17 protein-coding genes are annotated in these 20,302 nt (G+C 66.4%); 9 read left to right on the top strand and 8 right to left on the bottom strand.

Features of this window, described 5'->3' with window-relative positions; all coding sequences use genetic code 11:
* Nucleotides 1–54: 54 nt before the first annotated feature.
* The 6 genes from ACFQBT_RS10110 to ACFQBT_RS10085 all read left to right on the top strand — a co-directional run bounded on the left by ACFQBT_RS10110 (nucleotide 55) and on the right by ACFQBT_RS10085 (nucleotide 6,625).
* Nucleotides 55–1,794, top strand: a complete 1,740-nt coding sequence (locus ACFQBT_RS10110; protein ID WP_377825437.1) for a subtype A tannase — start codon at nucleotides 55–57, stop codon at nucleotides 1,792–1,794.
* On the top strand, nucleotides 1,794–2,234 hold the full coding sequence (locus ACFQBT_RS10105) for a hypothetical protein (protein ID WP_377822411.1): 441 nt from the start codon (nucleotides 1,794–1,796) through the stop codon (nucleotides 2,232–2,234). The genes ACFQBT_RS10110 and ACFQBT_RS10105 overlap by 1 nt, the downstream gene beginning before the upstream one ends.
* A 253-nt stretch (nucleotides 2,235–2,487) precedes the next feature.
* Nucleotides 2,488–3,798: an efflux RND transporter periplasmic adaptor subunit gene (locus ACFQBT_RS10100; protein ID WP_377822409.1), complete on the top strand. Its 1,311-nt coding sequence runs from the start codon at nucleotides 2,488–2,490 to the stop codon at nucleotides 3,796–3,798.
* Nucleotides 3,795–4,481: an ABC transporter ATP-binding protein gene (locus ACFQBT_RS10095; protein WP_377822407.1), complete on the top strand. Its 687-nt coding sequence runs from the start codon at nucleotides 3,795–3,797 to the stop codon at nucleotides 4,479–4,481. Before ACFQBT_RS10100 ends, ACFQBT_RS10095 begins: the two co-directional genes overlap by 4 nt.
* Nucleotides 4,478–5,707, top strand: coding sequence for an ABC transporter permease (locus ACFQBT_RS10090; protein WP_377822405.1), 1,230 nt, complete (start codon nucleotides 4,478–4,480; stop codon nucleotides 5,705–5,707). Before ACFQBT_RS10095 ends, ACFQBT_RS10090 begins: the two co-directional genes overlap by 4 nt.
* Nucleotides 5,708–5,710: 3 nt before the next feature.
* Complete coding sequence (locus ACFQBT_RS10085) at nucleotides 5,711–6,625, top strand: DUF5666 domain-containing protein (protein ID WP_377822403.1); 915 nt, start codon at nucleotides 5,711–5,713, stop codon at nucleotides 6,623–6,625.
* Nucleotides 6,626–6,952: 327 nt separating this feature from the next.
* Here the strand turns inward: ACFQBT_RS10085 and ACFQBT_RS10075 are convergent, their stop codons facing one another.
* Together ACFQBT_RS10075 and ACFQBT_RS10070 are read right to left on the bottom strand one after the other, a co-directional pair.
* Nucleotides 6,953–7,390 (bottom strand): hypothetical protein, encoded by a 438-nt coding sequence (locus ACFQBT_RS10075; RefSeq protein WP_377825592.1) that lies wholly within the window; start codon nucleotides 7,388–7,390, stop codon nucleotides 6,953–6,955.
* A 27-nt stretch (nucleotides 7,391–7,417) separates the two neighbouring features.
* Entirely contained in the window at nucleotides 7,418–7,729 is a 312-nt protein-coding gene (locus ACFQBT_RS10070) for a hypothetical protein (protein WP_377825590.1), read from the bottom strand.
* Between the two features lie 244 nt (nucleotides 7,730–7,973).
* Here ACFQBT_RS10070 and ACFQBT_RS10065 point away from each other — a divergent pair, with 244 nt between their 5' ends.
* Nucleotides 7,974–8,666: a permuted SH3 domain-containing protein gene (locus tag ACFQBT_RS10065; protein WP_377825588.1), complete on the top strand. Its 693-nt coding sequence runs from the start codon at nucleotides 7,974–7,976 to the stop codon at nucleotides 8,664–8,666.
* Between the two features lie 198 nt (nucleotides 8,667–8,864).
* On the opposite strand, the gene ACFQBT_RS10060 is transcribed toward ACFQBT_RS10065, so the two are convergent.
* The 5 genes from ACFQBT_RS10060 to ACFQBT_RS10040 all read right to left on the bottom strand — a co-directional run bounded on the left by ACFQBT_RS10060 (nucleotide 8,865) and on the right by ACFQBT_RS10040 (nucleotide 13,322).
* Entirely contained in the window at nucleotides 8,865–9,728 is an 864-nt protein-coding gene (locus ACFQBT_RS10060) for an amino acid ABC transporter permease (protein ID WP_377822401.1), read from the bottom strand.
* Nucleotides 9,725–10,405 carry an amino acid ABC transporter permease gene (locus tag ACFQBT_RS10055; RefSeq protein WP_377822399.1) on the bottom strand — a complete coding sequence of 227 codons (681 nt, stop codon included), beginning with the start codon at nucleotides 10,403–10,405 and terminating at the stop codon, nucleotides 9,725–9,727. Before ACFQBT_RS10055 ends, ACFQBT_RS10060 begins: the two co-directional genes overlap by 4 nt.
* Nucleotide 10,406: 1 nt before the next feature.
* Entirely contained in the window at nucleotides 10,407–11,240 is an 834-nt protein-coding gene (locus tag ACFQBT_RS10050; protein ID WP_377822398.1) for a glutamate ABC transporter substrate-binding protein, read from the bottom strand.
* Nucleotides 11,241–11,272: 32 nt separating this feature from the next.
* On the bottom strand, nucleotides 11,273–12,031 hold the full coding sequence (locus tag ACFQBT_RS10045) for an amino acid ABC transporter ATP-binding protein (RefSeq protein WP_377822397.1): 759 nt from the start codon (nucleotides 12,029–12,031) through the stop codon (nucleotides 11,273–11,275).
* Nucleotides 12,032–12,395: 364 nt separating this feature from the next.
* Nucleotides 12,396–13,322 (bottom strand): glycine-rich protein, encoded by a 927-nt coding sequence (locus ACFQBT_RS10040; RefSeq protein WP_377822396.1) that lies wholly within the window; start codon nucleotides 13,320–13,322, stop codon nucleotides 12,396–12,398.
* Nucleotides 13,323–13,551: 229 nt separating this feature from the next.
* Here ACFQBT_RS10040 and ACFQBT_RS10035 point away from each other — a divergent pair, with 229 nt between their 5' ends.
* Nucleotides 13,552–16,470, top strand: a complete 2,919-nt coding sequence (locus tag ACFQBT_RS10035) for an AfsR/SARP family transcriptional regulator (protein ID WP_377822394.1) — start codon at nucleotides 13,552–13,554, stop codon at nucleotides 16,468–16,470.
* 40 nt (nucleotides 16,471–16,510) lie between these two features.
* Here the strand turns inward: ACFQBT_RS10035 and ACFQBT_RS10030 are convergent, their stop codons facing one another.
* Nucleotides 16,511–16,954, bottom strand: a complete 444-nt coding sequence (locus ACFQBT_RS10030) for a hypothetical protein (protein WP_377822392.1) — start codon at nucleotides 16,952–16,954, stop codon at nucleotides 16,511–16,513.
* Between the two features lie 186 nt (nucleotides 16,955–17,140).
* Here ACFQBT_RS10030 and ACFQBT_RS10025 point away from each other — a divergent pair, with 186 nt between their 5' ends.
* On the top strand, nucleotides 17,141–20,149 hold the full coding sequence (locus ACFQBT_RS10025; protein WP_377822390.1) for a hypothetical protein: 3,009 nt from the start codon (nucleotides 17,141–17,143) through the stop codon (nucleotides 20,147–20,149).
* Nucleotides 20,150–20,302: the final 153 nt, after the last annotated feature.

Here is a 20,302-nt window from a genome sequence, read left to right as displayed (position 1 = left end):
TGGCCGTTCTCAGCATCACTGAGCCACGCGAGGACGCTCGCGAGTCGGCTTGGTGTGACGTTCGAATGGGTTCCTCGCACCAGCGCGGTATCGGTGTGGCCGGACGACCTGGTCACATGGGGGGGGGGGGGGGGGTTCGAGTTCAACCGGGGGAGCACACGAGAAGACCCTGATCTGCGGAAACGCAGATCACGGGCCTTTTTTGCGCGCTGGTTGCATCGGCTGTGCATCGCTGAACCGGGTAGGTGGCCAGTTCATCGGACCCACGCTCAAAGAGGCCGCACAGCAGACACACCGGGTCAGGCGAATCGGGCGCCCTACGTTGACCGTGGTGCGAGAGCCTCGCGCCGTCACGCAACCCGGGAGTATCGCCATGACCATCAGTCGCCGCACCGTCGTCCAAGGGACAGCCGCCTCGGTCCTGGGCGGCTTCGCGCTGACCGCCTGCTCGGATCCGGAAAGAAGCGCGTCGAAGACCTCAGCGAGCTCGTCTACCGCGACTGCGGATGCCACGGCGGTGGCGGCTTCCTCGGGTTCAACAGCAAGGGCTGGCATTACGACTCCGGGAACGACGTCTACTACCAACTCGGGGTCAGCTACGTTGCCAAACCTGCGGCGAAGGACTACGAAACGCTGGGCGTCTACGTGCCGGGGAAGTATCTGACCGGCACCAAGAACAGCGACGGCACCTACACCGCGGTGGTCAACACCTCGGTGACGGTGGGCGGCTTCACCGCGCGGACCGCGCCGATCGTGCTGCCGGTGAACACCCCGGGGTACGCTGCGCAGAAGCCGCCGACGACATACAGCTACAACGATGTGTCGAGCTACCTGAAGGCCGGATTCGTTTACGTCGCAGCAGGATTGCGGGGTAAAGACTCGCAAAGCACCAGTTATCACGGCAACGCTCCGTGGGGTGTGACGGATCTCAAGGCGGCGATCCGCTATCTGCGGCTCAACCTGGCCTCGATCCCGGGCGGGAAGGACAAGGTCTACGTGTTCGGGATGAGCGGCGGGGGCGCGCAGAGCACCATCGCCGGGGCGACCGGCGACTCTGATCTCTACACCGCCCATCTGAACGCGATCGGGGCCGCGATGACTGACTCGACCGGGGCCGCGATCAGCGACGCCGTGAACGGGGTCATGGCGTGGTGCCCGATCACCAGCCTCGACTATGCCAACGTCGCCTACGAATGGAACATGGGCCAGTTCGCGACCACCGGGACGAGGGCGAGCGGCACCTGGACAACGGGGTACTCCGGGCACCTCGCGGACGCGTTCGCGACGTACGTGAACAAGCTGAAACTGAAGGACGGCTCGGGTGCCACCCTCACCCTGGCGTCGTCCACCTCGGGGCATTACCTGTCCGGCAGCTACTACGACCATCTGGTGTCGGTGATCAACCAGTCGCTCAACGACTTTCTGTCCGATACGACGTTCCCGTATACGCCCAACACCCAGACGATGGCAGGGATGGGCGGCGCCGGTGGCTCGGCGGGCGGGCCGCCGGCGGACAGTTCAGGCGGGGCGCCGAGCGGCGCACCGACGGGTGGTGGACAACCGCCATCAGGTGCTACCGGCGGGTCGCCGTCCTCTTCGTCGAGTACGACCTACAAGACGGTGGCTGACTACATCTCCTACCTGAACACAGACTCGACGTGGGTCACCTACGACGCCAGCACCAAGAAGGCGACGGTCAAAGATCTCGCCGGGTTCGTCAAGAGTCAGAAGAACGCCAGCAAGGACGTCGGTGCGTTCGACGGTCCGGGCGCGGACAGACCGAGAACGTCGTGATGGGTTCCGGCACAGACGGATACCACTTCGCTCAGGTGTCGAAGGAGGTCATCGCCGCCAACCAGAGTGCCTACGTCAAGCTGACCAACTGGAAGTCCTCGTACGCAGCCTCGGAATACGCGGTCGACTTCGCCAGGACCGACTCCGTGGGCAAGACCACGCTGGTGCGACAGGACATGTACAACCCGATGTACTACCTGTCGCCAATGTACGACGGCTACAAAGCATCGACGGTCGCGCCGCACTGGCGGATCCGCACCGGCATCATGCAGGGCGACACCGCTAACACCACCGAGGTGAATCTCGCTCTGGCGCTGACAAACCTGGGGATCACTTCCGTGGATTTCGCCACGGTGTGGGGGCTGGGGCACACGATGGCAGAGCGGACTGGCAACGCCACGACCAACTTCATCGCCTGGGTGAAGCACACCGCCGCCTGACCAGATGCCGCCCCACAGTTCTCGGGGAAGCAAGCTCGCAATGCGTTCCGCGCGGGCGGTGCTGTGTGCCTAGTCCCATTCGGGACATCCTCACCAGCGGTCGTGTTCCCGGACCGCCCCTTTATCACGGGCGCGCCTGTGGCGCAGGTTGATTCACCCAGCAGCACGGAGTCACAGGAACGCGTCCGGCGGCATATTGCGCGCATAGGTTGCCGACAGTGAGGCTCTACATTGCCTTCCTACATTGCCACCTATGACAGAGCATCCCGGGCGTGCGCGCCGCCGGGCGATCGCGGGGGTGGTCGCCGTCGTGGTTGCGGCAAGCGCTGGAGCCGGTTGGTATCTCACCCACCGCAGTGACGACCAGGCCCAGACCGCCGCGCAGACTACGACCACTTTGCAGGCTGCGACTGTGGGAACCGTCAGCCAGACCCTCACCATCTCCGGTACTTTCGCGCCGGCACAAGAGGCCGACCTGGACTTCGCCAGTTCCGGAACGATAACGGCGGTGGACGTCGCCGTCGGCGACAAAGTGACCAAGGGGCAGGTGCTTGCCACGATCGACGACACCGACTTGGCGGCCGCGCTCGCAGACGCCAAGAACACGCTGTCGACGGCGCAGGAGAATCTCGAATCTGTCCAGAGCAGCGGTACATCCACCCAGATCGCCGCGGCAAAGGCCACGGTTGCATCTGACGCGAGCAAGGTGAGTCAGGCGCGTAAGGCGCTGGCGGCCGCCAGTCTCACCGCGCCGTTCAGTGGGACGGTCGCCACCGTCAACATCGCCGCCGGTGACACGTCGGGCAGCTCTAGCGGCGGTGGTGCCACAGCCGGCGCCAGCGGGTCTGGTGTCCAGTCCGCAGGCGGCTCTTCGTCGTCCGGTTCCACATCGGCGATCGTGCTGGTCGACACCACATCGTGGACAGTGAACGCCTCAGTGAGCTCGGCGGACCTGGCCCAACTGGCCAAGGGCCAAAACGCGCAGGTCAGTATCTCGACTGCCACCTCGTCCACGAACAGCCGCAGCGGTGCGTTCGCAGGTGGCTTCGGGGGCGGAAACTTCGGCGGCGCAGCCGGCGGCAACGGAGGCTCGGGCGCTGGGTCGAGCTTGGCATCCTCCGGGTCGTCCGGCAGCACGACAACGACCACCGGCACGGCACTACCGGGCACGGTGAAGTCGGTTGGCATTGTGGGCACCACCTCGACCGGCAGCACCGCCACCTTCCCGGTGGTGATCACCGTGTCCGGTACCGAGAGCGGCATCTACGTCGGCACGAGCGCGTCCGTCGTCGTGACGACCAAAGCTGTTAACAACGTGCTTTCCGTTCCCACCCAAGCGATCTCGACTGCGGACGGGAAGTCCGTCGTGACCGTCTCTCAAGAAGGGCACACCAAGCAGGTGGCAGTGACGACCGGCTCGGTCTACGGCACTCGCACGCAGGTGCTCTCGGGAATTTCGGCCGGCCAGATGGTACAGGTGACCTCGCGGGGTCCGGGCGGATTCGGTGGCGGATCCTTCGGTGGCACAGGCACTTCCGCACGACCAGCAGGTCAGCCCCAATGACCGCCATCCTGTCGCTGCGCGGCGTGACCAAGTCCTATGGTTCGGGCGATCTGCAGGTACAGGCGTTGCGCGGCATCGACCTGGACGTACCCGAGGGCGACTTCTTGGCGATCACCGGTCCTTCAGGCTCCGGCAAATCCACGTTGATGCACATCCTCGGCTGCCTGGACGTACCCACCACCGGAAGTTACGAACTCGCCGGTGTCGACGTGTCACAGATGTCCGAATCCGATCTGGCTCACGTCCGCAATCGCGAGATCGGTTTCGTCTTCCAGCAGTTCAACCTGCTGCAGTCGCAGAGTGCGCTGCGCAACGTGGAGCTACCGATGGTCTACGCGGGCATGGCCCGGGCCGAGCGGCAGGACCGCGCCGCCGAGGCGCTCGAGCGGGTCGGGCTTGGCGACCGGTTGGATCACAAACCCACCCAGCTCTCCGGCGGTCAGCAGCAGCGGGTTTCGGTAGCTCGTGCGCTGGTCACCAACCCCACGATGATCTTGGCGGACGAACCGACAGGCAACTTGGACTCGGTGGCCACGACCGACGTACTCGAACTCTTCCATGCGTTGCACGACCAGGGCCGCACAGTCGTGGTCATCACCCACGAGGCAGACGTGGCGGCAAGCGCCGCGCACGCAGTCCGCATCCGCGACGGGCGACTGAGCCATGAGGCCGCCGGGGTATGAGCTGGACGGAGACGGCGCGCAGCGCCTTCGATGCGATTAACGCCCGCCGGCTGCGCTCAGGACTGACCGTCCTCGGCATCCTGATCGGTATCACGGCCGTGATGCTCACCGTCGGGCTGGGGCAGGGAGCCCAGCAGAAGGTGGCTGATCAGATCAACGCTCTCGGCACCAATCTGTTGGTGGTCACGCCCGGCAGTACGACGTCCTCCGGGGGCGTGCGCGGTGCGGCCGGCTCGGCGACCACTTTGACGCAGTCCGATGCGGCAATGCTCGCTGATCAACAGGTGATCCCCGACGTGGCCGGTGTGGCCGCCACCTCGAGTAGCTCACTGTCGGTGGCCAACGGGAGCACCAACAGCACGACCACCGTGGTGGGCACGACGCCCAGTTGGTTGTCAGTGCGAGCCCGTTCGGTCACGAGTGGCCGGTTCATCGGTGCCGCCGATGTCGCGAACGCCAATTCGGTAGTGGTGCTGGGCAGTACGGTGGTTGCCGCGTTGTTCTCCAACAACCCCGATCCCGTTGGTCGGCAGGTGACCATCGACGGTCAGACGTTCACCGTGATCGGCGTTCTTGCCACGGCCGGCACGGTCAACAACGTCGACCAGGACGACACAGTGATCGTCCCAACGACGACGTTCGCCCACCGGCTGTCGACGTCAACGTCGAACAGCGTCTCGAACATCTACCTCGAAGCCGCCAGCAGCGACCATCTGGCGGCGGCCAAGCAGGAGGCGACCAACGCACTGGCGACCGCACACGGGGTCACCGTCAGCGCGGCCGACTTCTCGATCAGCAGCCAGCAGTCACTGGTCGACACCGCCACGAGCACGACCAAGACCCTGACGGTTCTGCTGGCCGGGATCGCCGCGATCTCGCTGCTGGTCGGCGGGATCGGTGTCATGAACATCATGCTTGTCTCGGTGACCGAGCGGATCCGCGAGATCGGTCTGCGCAAGGCACTGGGCGCCACGCCCCGCACGATCCGGAAGCAGTTCCTGACCGAGGCGTCCATGCTCGGTCTGGCCGGTGGGGCCCTGGGCATCGGGGTCGGCGTCCTAGGGGCCTTGGTGCTGCCCCGATTCCTGGATCAACCGGTCGCGCTGTCGTGGGAGGCAGCGCTGCTGGCCCTGGCGGTATCCATCGTCATCGGCGTCGGTGCCGGCGTCTATCCAGCCAGCCGGGCCGCCCGGTTGGCGCCCATCGAAGCTTTGAGGAGTGAGTAAGTCATGGTGCGTATCCAGCACATCCGCCGGGCGGACCGCGTCGCGAGTGTGGTCGGCGCCGCTCTCCTGGCGGTGGTCGTCGCCGGGTGCGGTTCCGGGACCAGCGGAGCCGCGAACGCTGCCGGTACGCCGACGGGGAACGCGACCGAGCGGGCCGGCGGGCCGGGTGGTGCTCGCGGCGGAAATCCCGGTGTCAGTGGGGTCATCGCGGCGGTTTCCGGTAACAGCCTGACCGCCACGAATTCCCAGGGCAGCACGAACAAGATCACGTGGACCAGTAGCACCCGAATTAGCAGCCAATCCACCGGCGCTGCCGGTGATGTCGTCGCAGGAACCTGCGTCTCCGTGCGCCAGCAGTTCAGCGGTGGGATGGGCAACCGGCCTTCCGGAGCACCCACCGGTGGTGCGATGCCGTCGGGTGGGGTGACGCCAACGGGTGGCCCGTCCGGTAGTCAGCCGTCCTACACGGTGCCGAGCAGTGTGACCGCGACCTCGGTGACCATCCTGCCGGCGGGTGACTGCACAACATCGACCGCATCGGGGCCTGCCTCGCCCTCGGCGACCAGCGCGTCCGGAATAGGGCGGGGGATGGGCGGTTTCGGCGGTCTGACCGGTGTGGTCTCCTCGATCAGCGGCAGTGGCTTCGTCTTCAAAACCACCGGCAACACCGCGAAACCGGTGACGGTCACGACCTCATCGAGCACGACGTACATCAAGCAGGCCACGGCGAGCAGTGCCGTGATCGCCGCCGGCAAGTGCGTCGAAGCACGGGGGACAACCTCGACCTCGGCCCTGGCCGCAACCAGCATCACTATCAGTGAATCCGTGAATGGCGAATGCACCTCGCAGGCGGGCGGTTTCGGCGGCGGGAGCCCCAACGGCGCAGCGGGCAGCGGGGCAAGCGGCAATGCTTCGTGATCCGGATCGACGCCGCCGAATCGTGCTCGGCACCGTTGCCGGACTGTGCGTGGTTGCGGTCACCGCCGCCGTGACCTACGGCGTAGCGCACACGGCCGTCGCCGACGCGCTGTCGGATCACTATCGCTTGGCCATTGCCAGCACCGGATCGGTGAGCAGCCAGTCGACGCTCAGCGGCTCAGTTACGAGGGTCAATCAGGTGTCGGCGGCGTTTCCCGCTTCCGGCCAGGTGACAGCGGTGAAGGTGGCGGTGGGTGACACGGTCACCGCCGGTCAGACGCTGGCCACGATGGATACCTCCGGATTGACCGCCTCCCTTCTGTCAGCTCAAGCCGATTTAGCCGAAGCCAAGGCAGCGGCGGCTACGAGTACGACGACATCGACGAGTTCCACGGGGTCATCGTCAGGAGCAGCCTCGACTTCAGGCTCGACTTCAGGCTCGTCGTCCGGCTCCTCGTCGGGGTCGCGTTCGTCGGTGCCGACGGCCTCCGCCTCAGGGACAACAAGTGCCGGATCTACCGGTTCAAGCTCCGCCGGCTCTGGCTCATCCGGCTCGGACACCATGCAGACCGTCCGGCAATTGAAGTCACTGTCCTCGACGCTGGATCGCCAGATCCGTGAGTTGAAGGCGGCTGTGACGGCGCAGCAGGGGCAGTGCGCGCCGGTGATCGGTTCGACGACCGGATCCGGCGGCGGGGGAGGGTCGACGACATCGCCGACCGCACACCCCACCGAGACCGGGCTGCCCGCGAGATCGGCCAGCACCGTGCGGGCGGGGGACAGCACGAGTGATCAGACGAGCACCGCCACGTCCGCTGCTTCACAGACTGCAACCGATTCGCTCTCCTCCACTGGGTCGTCCGCGTCCTCACCGACCTCCACCGCATCGCCTACATCGAGCGGGGAGCCCACGTCTACACCGACCTCAACCGCATCGCCTACATCGAGCGGGGAGCCCACTGGGACCACGACTGCGACGGGCACCGCAAGCCCGACCAGCACGTCGTCCAGCAGCTCGTCAGTGGACCCTGCCCAAGTCGCCCGGTGCGTGGGTGCCACCAAGACGGCCAGCGGCGCATTCGACCAAGCATCAACCACCCTCACTCACCTGAACACCTTTCTGGCGCGATTGTCGACAGCGTCCGGCGGTCAGTCCGGATCCGGGGGCACATCGGGCTCGGCTGGATCGAAAGCCGGCTCCGGCTCTGCTTCCGGCTCTGCCTCGAACTCCGGTTCTGCCTCGAAATCCGGCTCTGCCTCGGGTTCTGGCTCGAACTCCGGTTCGGGTTCGGGCAGTGTTGCCGCGAACAATGGTGCTTCCGGAGGCGGTGCGGGCGGGACCAAGACCGTGTCGGCGGCGCAACTGGAGGTCACGCAGGCCCAGTCTGCGCTGGATTCGGCTACCCTGACCGCCCCGATCAGCGGCACGGTAGCCAGCGTCGGTCTTACCAACGGCACGGCAGCTTCGACGTCGTCGAGTATCACCATCATCGGTTCCGGCGCCGCGCAAATCACGGTGGATGCCTCGTTGACGCTCCTACCCTCGCTCGCCGTAGGTCAGGTAGCCACAGTGACGCCGGCGGGCGGCGGCGGCACCATCGGCGGGACTGTGACCCAGATCGGCATCCTTCCGGCTGACACGAGTAGCAGCACCCCGACGTACCCGATCGTGATCACGGTCGACGATCCGCCGCAAGCGCTAGCCCAGGATTCGCAGGCTCAGGTCGCCATCACGACGACCTCGGTGTCCGACGTTGTAACCGTCCCGGCCTCGGCGCTGACCATGGTGGCCACGAAGCGCGCCACGGTGCAGACGGTGACCGGGGACCACGAGGTCACGACGCAGACGGTGACCGTTGGCGTGGTCGGTGGAGGTAAGGCGCAGGTGACCGGGCTGAGTGCCGGTACACGGGTGGTCCTGGGTGATCTGACGGCGACGCTGGGTGCCGACAGCTCCGCAAACGAGAACGCCTTCACCGGTGGCGGGCAGTTCGGCGGTGGGATGCCCGGTGGTGGGATGCCCGGTGGCACCCGGCGCTAACCAACGTTGGTCGGCGTTGGTGCGATCACGTCACGCAGCACCGGACGCCGCTGCGGTACTTGACGGTCCGTTAAAGCGTGCGCGTGGTCGGTAGCGCAACTCGTGAAGTGATGGTCTGGCTCTCTCCTTGGACATGACCCCTGAGGCCCACCACACATGTGGCCGGTCGGGCCGTGGACCTCTACGAGAGGCCTCGCGTCAGGTGGGTTCGGCGACCGACCCCTCGGCAACGGGATTGCCGGCGGTGTGCCCGCGCCGCTTGAGCCGGCGTTCCAAGTACTCCGCCAGTTTGGTGAGCGAGTAGTTGATGAGGATGAAGATCAACGCGACCACGAAGATCATCGGCACCAGGTTGCTGTAGTTGCTGGCCGCGGTGTTGCCGGCGTTGAGCAACTCCAAGTAGGTGATGTTGTACCCCAGCGCCGTGTCCTTCAGGATCACCACGAGCTGGCTGACCAGCGTTGGCAGCATTGCCGTAATCGCTTGCGGCAGAAGGATGGTGCGCAACGTCTGCCCGGCACTTAGGCCGATCGACAGACCCGCTTCGCGTTGACCGCGGGGGAGTTGATCGACACCCGAGCGAAGCACCTCGCACAACACCGCGCTGTTGTAGAGCACCAACCCCGTAACGGTCGCGGCGAGCGGATTCAGTTCTGCGCTGAATACCGCGTTGTAAGCATAAAGACCGAAGAAGAAGATCATCATCAGCAGCACCGGGATGGCTCGGAAGATCTCGACCCACACCGTCGCGACGGCTCGCAGCCAGCGCATTCCGGACATCCGGGCCAGCGCGAGCGCCGGCCCCAGGATGCAGGAGATGACGATGGCCAGCGCAGCGGCTTTCAACGTGCCGAGCAGGCCCGGGAGCAGGTAGGCGTCCCAGAGTTCCGCGGTCAGGAACGGCTTCCACTTCGCCGCCTCGAACTGTCCCTTGGACGCGAGTGTGCGGATGACCAGCACGCCGATCGCCAGCGCGAGGAGCGCGCCGATCACCGTGAGGATCCGATACCGCGCCCTGGCCCGCGGACCGGGGGCGTCGAAGAGGACGTTCGCTTCGCTCATCGCTGCACCGCCCATCGTTTGGCCAGCCATCCGGTGGCCACTCCCATCGGGACGGTCAGGATGACGAAGAACGCGGCCACGACTGCGAACGCGAGATTCAGCTTGTCCGTAGCGTATTCGTTGACTTGGTTGAGGACATACGCCGATTCGACCACCCCGATCGTGATCACCACCGTGGTGTTCTTGGTCAGGGCGATCAACGTGTTGCCCAGCGGCGTGATCGCGCCGCGGAACGCCTGCGGGAGGATGACCTGCCGCATGGACTGACTGAACGACAGTCCGATCGAGCGGGCCGCCTCGGCCTGGCCGAGCGGGATCGTGTTGACCCCGCTGCGCAGCGCCTCACACACGAACGCCGCGTGGTAGACGGCCAGGCCGAGAACACCCATCCGGAAGTTGTTCTGGGTGACGAAGTCGGCCGCCTTGTCGTCCGCGAACGAGATGCCCAACTGCACGTAGAGCACGTAGACGCTGGCGAAGATGATCACCGTCAGCGGCGTGTTGCGGAAGATCGTGACGTACGACGTGCCGATCGCCCGTAGCGACGTCACCGGTGACAGTCGGAGGATAGCGATGACCGTGCCGATGATGAGGGCGCCGATCGCGCCGAACACCGTCAGCTTGATCGTCATCCCGAAGGCGCCCCAGAAGTCGAACTGGCCGAACAGTTCGCCCATGTCAGCTGCAGGCGGCGGGGGTGGGCGGGTTCTTCGCGGTGTCGTACTTGTAGTCGGTGCCCAGGTTGTCCTCGACGATCTTCTTCCAGCTGCCGTCGTCGATCATCTTCTTGATCGCGTCGGTGACCTTGTTGCACATGGCGGTGTCGCCCTTCTTGAGGCCGATCCCGTAGTTCTCGGTCGAGAAGGTGCCGCCGACGAGCTTGAACTTGCCTTTGTAGGCGTCCTGGTTGGCGAAGCCGGCCAGGATCGTGTCGTCGGTGGTCAGGGCGTCGATCGCGCCGGAGGAGAGGGCCTCGACACACTTGGAGTAGGTATCGAACTGTTGAGGGACGAGGCCGCTCACCTTCTCCTCGAGGTTCTTCACCGAGGTGGAGCCGGTGACCGAACAGACCTTCTTGCCCTTCAATGCGTCGACGCTGCTGATGTCGCTGTCGCTTCGAACCAGAACTGACTGTCCGGCAACGAAATACGGTCCCGCAAAGGACACCTCCTTCTTGCGAGCATCAGTGATGGAGTAGGTCGCAACCACCATGTTGACCTGGCCCGACTTGATCAGCGTTTCGCGTTGCTTGGATGGGGCCTGGATCCACGAGATGTTGCCAGGTTCATAACCCAGTTCCTTCGCGACGTACTTGGCGACGTCGACGTCCATGCCGGTGTAGTCGTTCCCGGACTTCAGGCCCAAGCCGGGCTGGTCGAATTTGATGCCGATCTTGATGGAGCCGCCGCCGGAGGCTCCATCGCCGGAGGACGACGAGCCGCCGCCGCACGCGGCGAGCAAAAGGGCGACCGAGGCGGCGCCGGCGGCGACCGCAGTGGTGTGACGGAACATCTGATTCCTCCTGATTGGTGGGTGCTGCGAAGTCAGTGGGCGAGGATCTTGCTGAGGAAGTCCTTGGCCCGGTCGGTCTGCGGGTCGGTGAAGAACTGCTCCGGCGGAGCCTGCTCGAGGATCTGCCCGTCGGACATGAACACGACCCGGTCGGCGGCCTTGCGGGCGAAGCCCATTTCGTGGGTGACGACGATCATCGTCATGCCGTCCTTGGCCAGGCCGGTCATGACGTCCAGGACTTCGGTGATCATCTCCGGGTCGAGCGCAGAGGTGGGTTCGTCGAAGAGCATCACCTTCGGTTTCATCGCCAACGAGCGAGCGATAGCGACGCGCTGCTGCTGGCCACCGGACAACTGGGCTGGATACTTGCTCGCCTGCTGGTGCACGCCGACCCGCTCGAGGAGTTCCTTGCCCAGCGAATCAGCCTGTGCTTTGGGCATTTTGCGGACTTTGATCGGTCCGAGAGTGACGTTCTCCAGGATCGTCTTGTGCGCGAAGAGGTTGAACGACTGGAAGACCATTCCGACGTCGGCGCGCAGTTTTGCCAGCTGCGCACCCTCCTCGGGAAGGGCCTGGCCGTCGATGGTGATGGTTCCCGACTCGAACGTCTCCAAGCGGTTGATCACCCGGCACAGCGTGGATTTGCCCGACCCGGAGGGGCCGAGCACCACGACCACCTCGCCGCGGCCGACGGACAGGTTGATGTCCTGCAGCACGTGCAGATCGCCGAAGTGCTTGTTGACCGATTCGATGACGATCAGCGGGCCGTCGCCTTGTGCAGGTGAGGTCATGCACGCACTGTAGACAGCGCATTCAGCAAAAAGACAGGAAGACGCAGCTTATTTTCAGGATTGTGATGTAACCGCCTGGCGCACGGCCGTCGCAGGAGGCGTCGCCGACCACCATCGGCCCTTCGGCACGCGAATCCTGGTCCGGTCATCGGCAGGGCACCTGTCGGCACAGGCGTACCGGTGCGCGAACTCCACGACGGGGTGCATGTAGCGATGCTCCGACAACGTCGCGACATGCCACGTGAACGTCCCGAACCCGCGTCGCTCTCGGCTCGCTCGGCAGTACCGCCCGGTAAGCGTCGGGCGACGCACGCAAGCGACGGCCCGTTGCCCCTCGAGCATCGGACCGTCCTTACGCGATGGCTCAGACGTACATCCAGGTCAGCACAACCTGTCCGTTGGCGGCGGTCTGCTGCGTGTCGTAGCTGTACCGCGGGCTGATGGTGGCGTTCATGACGCCCTCGACCGCGGAGCTGCCGGAGGCACCGCCCCCGCCGGCGTTGAACCCCACGGCTCCGCTGCCGGCTCCGCCACCGGCGAAGCCGCCGCCCCCGCCGCCCCCGTTGCCGCCGAACCCGGACCCGCCGAGGCCTCGAGCCCCTGAACCGCTGGCTTGCGTGGCCGACTTTCCGCCGGCCGCGCCGCCGCCGATCACGCCGCCGTCGGTTGCGGATTGACCGTTCTGGCCGTTCCAGCCAGCACCGCCGTCACCACCGTTGCCGATTTCGCAAATGTCGCCGGAGGCCCCGCCATCGCCGCCACCGCCGGCAGCGATCACGATCGTGCGCAGGTCGGAGCCGTCGGCGTTCTCGATCTGGATGACGGTAGCACCGCCGCCGCCGGCGCTGGTGCGCAGATGATCGCTGGCGCCGTTACCGCTGCCGCCGTCCAGCCCCAGGCCGCCCCAACCACCATGGGGGTCGGATGAGGTGGTGCCACCGGACTCGCCCATCCCGCCGACCGAGATTGCGATCCGCTGCCCGGGGGTGACGGCGATGGACCCGTCGACCACGGCACCGCTGCCCTCGAACTCGGTGCCCGGCCACACACCGAACGTGCCACCGTCGCCGCCGATCGCATGCATGCTCAGCTGGTCGGTATCCGACGGGACGGTCGTCCACTGGACGCCGCCGGTGTAGTCGTAGGTCTGCGACCAGGGCGCACCGCCGAGGTGCTCCTGCGGGGTCGCAGCCGAGGCGGACGGGGACAAGCTCAGGGCTACTCCGCCGAGTGAGGCCGCCGCTGCGACCGAGCAGACCGTCCTGGTGAGGAACATCTTCTGGAACTTCATCGTGACTCCTTGGGCCGGGTCCACGGGCTGCGGACCGATGGCTCAAGCTTCCGGGCGGCCCGGCTTCCAGGCTGTCGCCCGATGGGCTGACCGGACGGCTGAACTGCGGGTCCTCCGATCGGGGGACACAGCAGTGGCGGCGCGCACGCGCAGCGCGGCGAGATGCGTGCGTGGCCGGGATCGACCGAAGGCTCACGGGCGCACTGCTGCGCTGGCTACGCTCTCACTTGTGGGCGTGAGGTTCGCTGCGAGACAACCCGGCTCGGTGCGACCGGCTTTGCGCCTTCGCGATCTCGGACCGCTGTGCGTCGAGATCGAGCGGCACGGTCACGTCGGTGAGGTGCAGCGGGTGGGAGGACCGAAGCCGGAGCGCGTCCTGAGCGCCCTGCTGATGAAGGTCAACAGCCGCGTCTCCCGTGACGAGCTGGTCACTGCCGGTTGGGGTGACCGATCGGTCGCCGAGGTCACCGGGCCGTTGGAGTCCCTGATCTGGCGGCTGCGCGGTGTCCTGGAACCGGACCACCGGCGCGGAGCACCGTGGAGTGTCCTGGTCGGCGACCACGGGGGCTACCGCCTCGTCCTGGACCCCACCGAAGCAGATTCCCTACGGTTTGCCCAGCTCGCCGAGCAGGGCGATGCCGCTCTCGCGACCGGCGACGCAACGCGGGCTGCGGACCGGTACGCCCTGGCCCTCGACCTCTGGAGGGGTACGCCGTTCCAGGCGGTCGCCGACCAGGAGTGGGCCCTGCCCGCACTGGCCCGCCTCGACGAACTGCATGGTCAGGTGCAGGAGCAGTACACCGACGCTCTCCTACGGCTGGGCGAAAATGACCGTGCACTGATCCTGCTGGAGCAGCTGATGGCGTCAAGCCCTCTGCGCGAGCGCGTCTGGCAGCTGCTGATGCTGGCCCGATACCGCTCCGGCCGCATCGGGGAGTCGCTTGCTGCCTACGGTCAGGTGCGGACGCTGCTGCTGGATGAGCTGGGCGTGGAGCCGGGAGAGGGACTGCGCGACCTTCACCAGCGCATCCTGTGTCGGGATCCAGGCCTTGCAGCGGCCCCCGGCATCAACCCGGCGCCGAGGAACGCGACCGTCCAACCGCCCGGCGCCACCGCCGGACCAACGCCGACGCACCTACCGCTGACGCTGACGACCCTGATCGGCCGTCAGGACGAGCTGGCCCGTCTGGCGCGGGCGATCGAGCAGCACCGGTTCGTGACCATCGTGGGTGCGGGCGGCTGCGGCAAGACGCGGCTAGCCATCGAGACGGCCCGTCGAGCGCTGAGTTCCTCGCCGGACGGAGTCTGGTTCATAGACCTCACTGCCGCCGAAAGCCCCTCTGCTGCGGTGTATTCGATCGCCTCCCAACTCGGTGTCGCCGCGCCCGCGACCGGCGACGTCATGACCAGCCTGCGCAGCTACCTGCTGGACCGCCGCCTTCGGCTGGTGCTGGACAACTGCGAGCACCTGCTGCCTGGTCTCGGACCGGTCGTGGCGCATCTGCTCGGCGCAGACGGCGAGAGCAGCGTTCTGGCCACCAGCCGGGAACCTCTGGGCGTGCCCGGGGAGGTGCTATGGAGCCTGGCACCGCTACCGACCCGGGACACAGTCGGCGGCGGCCGGGGTATCGAGACCGGCGCCACGGTCGCAGCGCAACTGTTTCTGGCCCGGGTCGCCGACCTCGAGCCGACGCTCGACCCCAACCCGGACATCGCCGTCGTGGAGTCGATCTGCGCCGCGCTTGACGGCCTGCCACTGGCCATCGAACTCGCGGCGGCCCGCATACGCAGCTTCGGTATCCAGGAGATCCTCGCCCAGGTCACCAACAGCCTGGCCGATCTGTCCCGGATCGGCTCCGGCGACATTTCCCACCACGACACCATCGACCGATCCATCGAGTGGAGCGTCCGGCTCCTATCCACCCCGGAGACTGTCGCGCACGCCCGGATCTCGGTGCTGCCTGGGGTGTTCACCCTCGAGGCAGCCAGCGCCGTGGTCGCCTCCGAGGGCGTATCGCCGGAGTCGGTGCCGCACCTGCTGGCCCAGCTCGTACACCGCTCGCTGCTGGCTGTCGTCCGTCCCACCGAGCCCGACCGGCCGACACGCTACCGGCAGTTGGCGACGGTCCGGGCTCACGCGGAACGGGTACTTGCCGCAACCGGGCAGGGCGATGCGGCCATCCGCGCCCGGGCCTGGTACGTCGAGCAACTGGTGGCCTCGCACCCGGACTTCGAACGGCCCGACGTCACGGGGTGGTTTCCCCGTGTCTCGGACAACCACGACACCCTGGCCGCCGTCCTTCAGCAGAGCCTGGTGACCGAGCCCAGCCCTCGAGGGGTGTACTTACTTGGCCGGCTGACGCTCTACTACTACTACACCAACCGGGTCATCGAGGCCCTGCGTCTGGCTCCCCTCGCAGTGAACCTGACCGGGGCTGACCCGCACGACCGCGACCTGGCGCGCATGACCCTGGCGTGTGCCTACGTCGTCAGCGGCCGACCCGACCTGGCAGAGTCGCAGATCCAGCTCGTGGTGGCCCGCTCCGGGCACGAGCGAGACGGCATGACGACGCAGCTGCTCGCCACCATACGTTGGGCCACGCTGACACAAGGCGGTCGTGAGCTGGACATCGTCGACGCCGAACTGAAGCGCCTGGGCGAGGCCGGCGACAGCACGGCCGAGTTGCATGCTGCACTGCTGGCGACCCTGCTCGAGGTCGGGCCACAAACCGCCGATGCGTCGATCCGCCGGGCGAACGAACTGCGGGATCGTGCGTTGGCGCAGGACAACCTCTACGCGGCCTGGTTGGCCACTTTGCTGGGGATGATGTGCGCCTTGCTGCAGCAGGACGTCCCAACAGGCAATCAGTTGCTGGAGCAGGCCGCGAGCTACCAGAAGCGTCTGGGTTGCCTCGTAACCCCCGTCATGCTGGAGTTCGCCGGTGCCTTCGCGGTACTGGGCGCAGACCTCAACCGCGCGGTCACCCTCTTCGCGGAGGCGCGCGCGACCGCATTCGCGGCGGGGACATCGTGGCCCTATTTGGTTGCCGTGCAACCGATGCTGCAGGCGGTGCGCGACCTACTTCCCATCGACGACTTCCAGAGCGCCTGGCGCCGGGGCTCGAATGCTTCAGCGCTGACGTTATAGCCCGCCCAGTCGACGTCGGAGCCAGCCGTTACGGCCACCCTTAGTCGCCGAGCAGGCCGCGGTAGTCCTCGGCCGTGATGGTGCGCTCGTAGGCAAGAGCCGCCCATTCGCGCGCGCTGATACTTCCGCCGGTAGGACGGGTGAGGAAGGCAACGAGAAGCGAGTCACCGGGGCGCAGGGCGAGGTCGGCAGACGGCACCAACGCCGTGCCGGGCCGTGTGAGTTCCCGGGCGAGCCGTTCCCAGACCGAAGCCGGCAACGGACGCACCCTTGCCACATTGCGTACCGCCCGCCCGCACGGGTCCAGCGAAGGGACGGGCCAACGCTGCACCCAGCCGTCCAGCAGGGTGAACGCGCCGGTGGCGCACAGGTCAGCCAGTTGCGCCTCCGCGTTGAACACCGCGTGTTCGTCAGGCAGCGCCGCCGTACCGGCGATCAGGACGGGCTGGGTCCCGCCGACACCGAGCTGTCGCGTCGTTGTCATGTGCTTCGCCTTCGCTGTCGGGTCCGGCGATCATCCCGAGCCGGTCTCACCAACAGCTCACATCCGAGCCGCACCACGATGTGAGCGGTTTGTGAGGGAGCCTCCACATTCTGGCGGGAAGTTCGTCGCACCACCTCACCCAGCCGGCCGGACGCTTCCGGCCCCATCCCAGAACGGACGACCACGATGAACCGCACCAAGCGCATCGCCACCAGCTCGACCCGCCGAACACTCGTTGCGACGGTCGGAGCGGGTCTCGCACTGGCGGCTGCCGTCCCCGCCGGAGTCGCCTCAGGCACGACCGTCCCGGCCCATGCTGCTGTCACTGCCAACGGCGCGGCCCACCGGGCCTTCCTGTCGACGGGTGTCGTGATCACCGCCCCGTCGGCGATCGGCGTCGTCACGGGCAAGTCCGTCCGGGTGAGCCTTCGGACCGGTACCGCCGTCACCGGGATCAAGGCGTACATCGGCACGACGAACATCTCTGGCATGCTTCGCCGTCACGGTCAATCCTGGAGCGGGGACGTGCCCGTTGCTCGGGTCGGTAACGGCACGCAGAAGCTGATCGTGCGAGCCCTGACCAAGCACGGCGACGGCGGGACCGACTCCGTGACCTTCGTCGTCGGCCATACCGTGCGCGGGTTGCTGACCAACGTGCAGACCCATAACGTCGACAGCTCCGCCGTCACCATCAACGCTCGCACCGCGAGAGCCACAACGGCCACGTTGACGCTGAACGGCGTACCGGTCGCAGACATCAACGACCCTGGGTCGAGCAGCACCCACAGCTGGCGGCTGACCAAGATCTCCGGGCTGCGCTCTGGAGTCAACCGCGCCTCGTTGGTCGTCCAGGATCAGCACGGTGGCCTGGCTACCAAGAGTTGGACCTTCAAACACACGTTGGGTTCAGGCCGCCTCGGAGCCGACGAGGCACCGGCGCTCGGAGCGCAGGGTCTCTACGTCAGTACCGATCTGCAGTCGGTGGACGGCGGCAATAACTACAACACGATGTCCGTCGCCGACACGGCGTACACCTCAACGCTCTCGATCGGCTCCGCGATCATCGTGCAGCTCGACGCTGCGACGTTCGCACCGGTGGCGTCGAGTCTCGACGGCACCGGGGTGGCCCCGAAGGCCGGCACGGTCACGATCGCGGTGTGGAAGGACCACGACGTCTCGTTCGCCGGCACACCGAACGGATCCCGGATGTGGATCGGCACCCGGGAAGTGGCTGACAACGAGAGCCACTACGACTGCAACCCCTACGGGAACTGCAATACGAACCTGCACGGCTGGCTGGAGCCGGCAGCCGGGGTGAACCCCGCAACCTGGACTGACAGCGACATGCTCACCGTCCAGACGCGTCAGGCCGACGACGGCGCCACCAGCAACACGATGACGATCGGCGGCACCTCCTACCCGGTGTCGTTGTCGAGCGGCGCAACCGGCGGTTTCGAGCTCCTGACTCTGAACAACATCGGCCAGCCGACCGATCCGGCCACCGCCTACTCGTTCGTCGGAGACCCGTCCGCCGACGCTGCGACAGTCTCCTCGCTCGCGACCGCGCTCACCAAGGCCATCGACGATGGCCACGTCACCGTCATGCTGCAGGGCTTCGGAAAGCTGCCGCAACTGGCAGGCACCGGGCCGCTCGCGCAGGCCATCACAACGCTCGGCGGAAACGCGGACGTATTGAGCCACATGGGCACCGCCTCCGGTCCCAGCGACCAGGAATACGCGCTCATCGGCGCCCGGTACACCGATCCGAACAAGGCAGCTGCGCTGCCCTACGGCTGGCTGGGCCAAGAAGCCAGCAAGGAACGCAGCGGGGACGGCACCCTGGCCTCGCTGCTCGTGCGCGACCAGACCCAGAACGACTACGTGCCGATGACCACCACGGCGGCGGGTGACGGGCAGATCGAGGGCGACAACGACCTCATGAAAGTGGTCTACCAGACGCCCTCGTCGTGGAAGGCATGGATACCGGACGGCTCCGGTGGACTGCGGACCCCGACCGCGGCGGAGCAGGCAGCTTTCAACGACATCCAAGGCGCCCTCGTCAATCCCTCGGGCAGCCTGATCCCGAGCGATCCGGCGAAGTTCCTCTGTCCGGCCGCTCCCGACCCGATCCGCGGCGCATTGTGCAACACGAACACCAGCGTGCTGCTGTCAGACGCTCTGAACGTGTCGGGGCTGTCGTTCAATGCCGGACAGGGCAGCGCCGGTGGCTACACGGCAGCCGACTTCGCGACGGTCCAATCGGCGGTCAAGACCGAATTCGAGAACGCCTCGATCATCTACACCACCATCGAGGACTATCAGAACATCTTCGGCAACGCCACGGAAAGCGCGATCGTGCAAACGGGCACCATCGGCGACGACATCCTGAAGAACCTGCCAACCTCCGGCGCCACGATCGACACTGACGTTGCGAACGTGCTGACCATGATGACGAACGTCGTCACGGCCTTTGGCCCCGCCGCGCCCGAAATAAGGTACTTCTCCAGCGGGCTCAAACTGATGGGAATGTTCCAGGCCGACAGCGGTCCCGGAGTCCAGGTGGGCGGCACCGAGCGGGTCACGCAGGACACCGCCGCGGCCACCCTCGCGACGAATCTCAACGACGCTTCGACCCAGTTCGCTGTCTACGGTGACTTCCTCGCATCGGACCCGATGAAGCTGATGCAGGGTGCGCACCTGCTCGGGACCGAGTACTCGCTTTCCGGAAACCACGAGGGCGACGTCGAACGGGCCACCGCGTACGGCGTCAACCAGTATTTGTGGGGCACGCTGATGGCTCCGGTATACACCGTGTGGACCGGACCGTCGTCGCTCGGCAATCCCCTCTCCTGCCTCAACACGGAATGGCCCGGATCGGGTTGGGCCGACCCGTTCTCCAATTCCGATCAGAACGCGTTCTGGGCAGGCGTGGGCACAGTGTCCTGGATCGGTGCGATCACCGACCCGAACAACTTCGGCTCATACAGCAAGAAGGGAGTGGCTCAGAAATACGGTCTGCCGGCGGCCACCGCAGACCAGCTGAGCGGAGCGATCAACCCGAAGATCCCGCCGACCTCGAGCACGAACGTCGGCGTGGTCGAGCCGTACTTCCAGAACACCTACCTGACCACGACGAACCTGCCGATCTGGGACCAGTACAGCGGCAATCTCGTTGGCTGCAAGGCACAGTCTTAACGTATGACGAATGGTGGGGACCGGCCGGCACGGATCGGTCCCCACCACGCGCGACCGGCCACGCCACGCGCACTGTACTGATGACCCGCGTGGTGGACATGTCCCGCCGGGTTGCGTCACGCTCGACTGGACTACCCCAACGCTGGAGGTGAC

It is taken from the genome of Branchiibius cervicis (assembly GCF_042661605.1).
Classification (GTDB): Bacteria; Actinomycetota; Actinomycetes; order Actinomycetales; family Dermatophilaceae; genus Branchiibius; species Branchiibius cervicis.
Note: the sequence above shows the minus strand (reverse complement) of the source record. Positions and strands in the feature narration are given on the sequence as shown.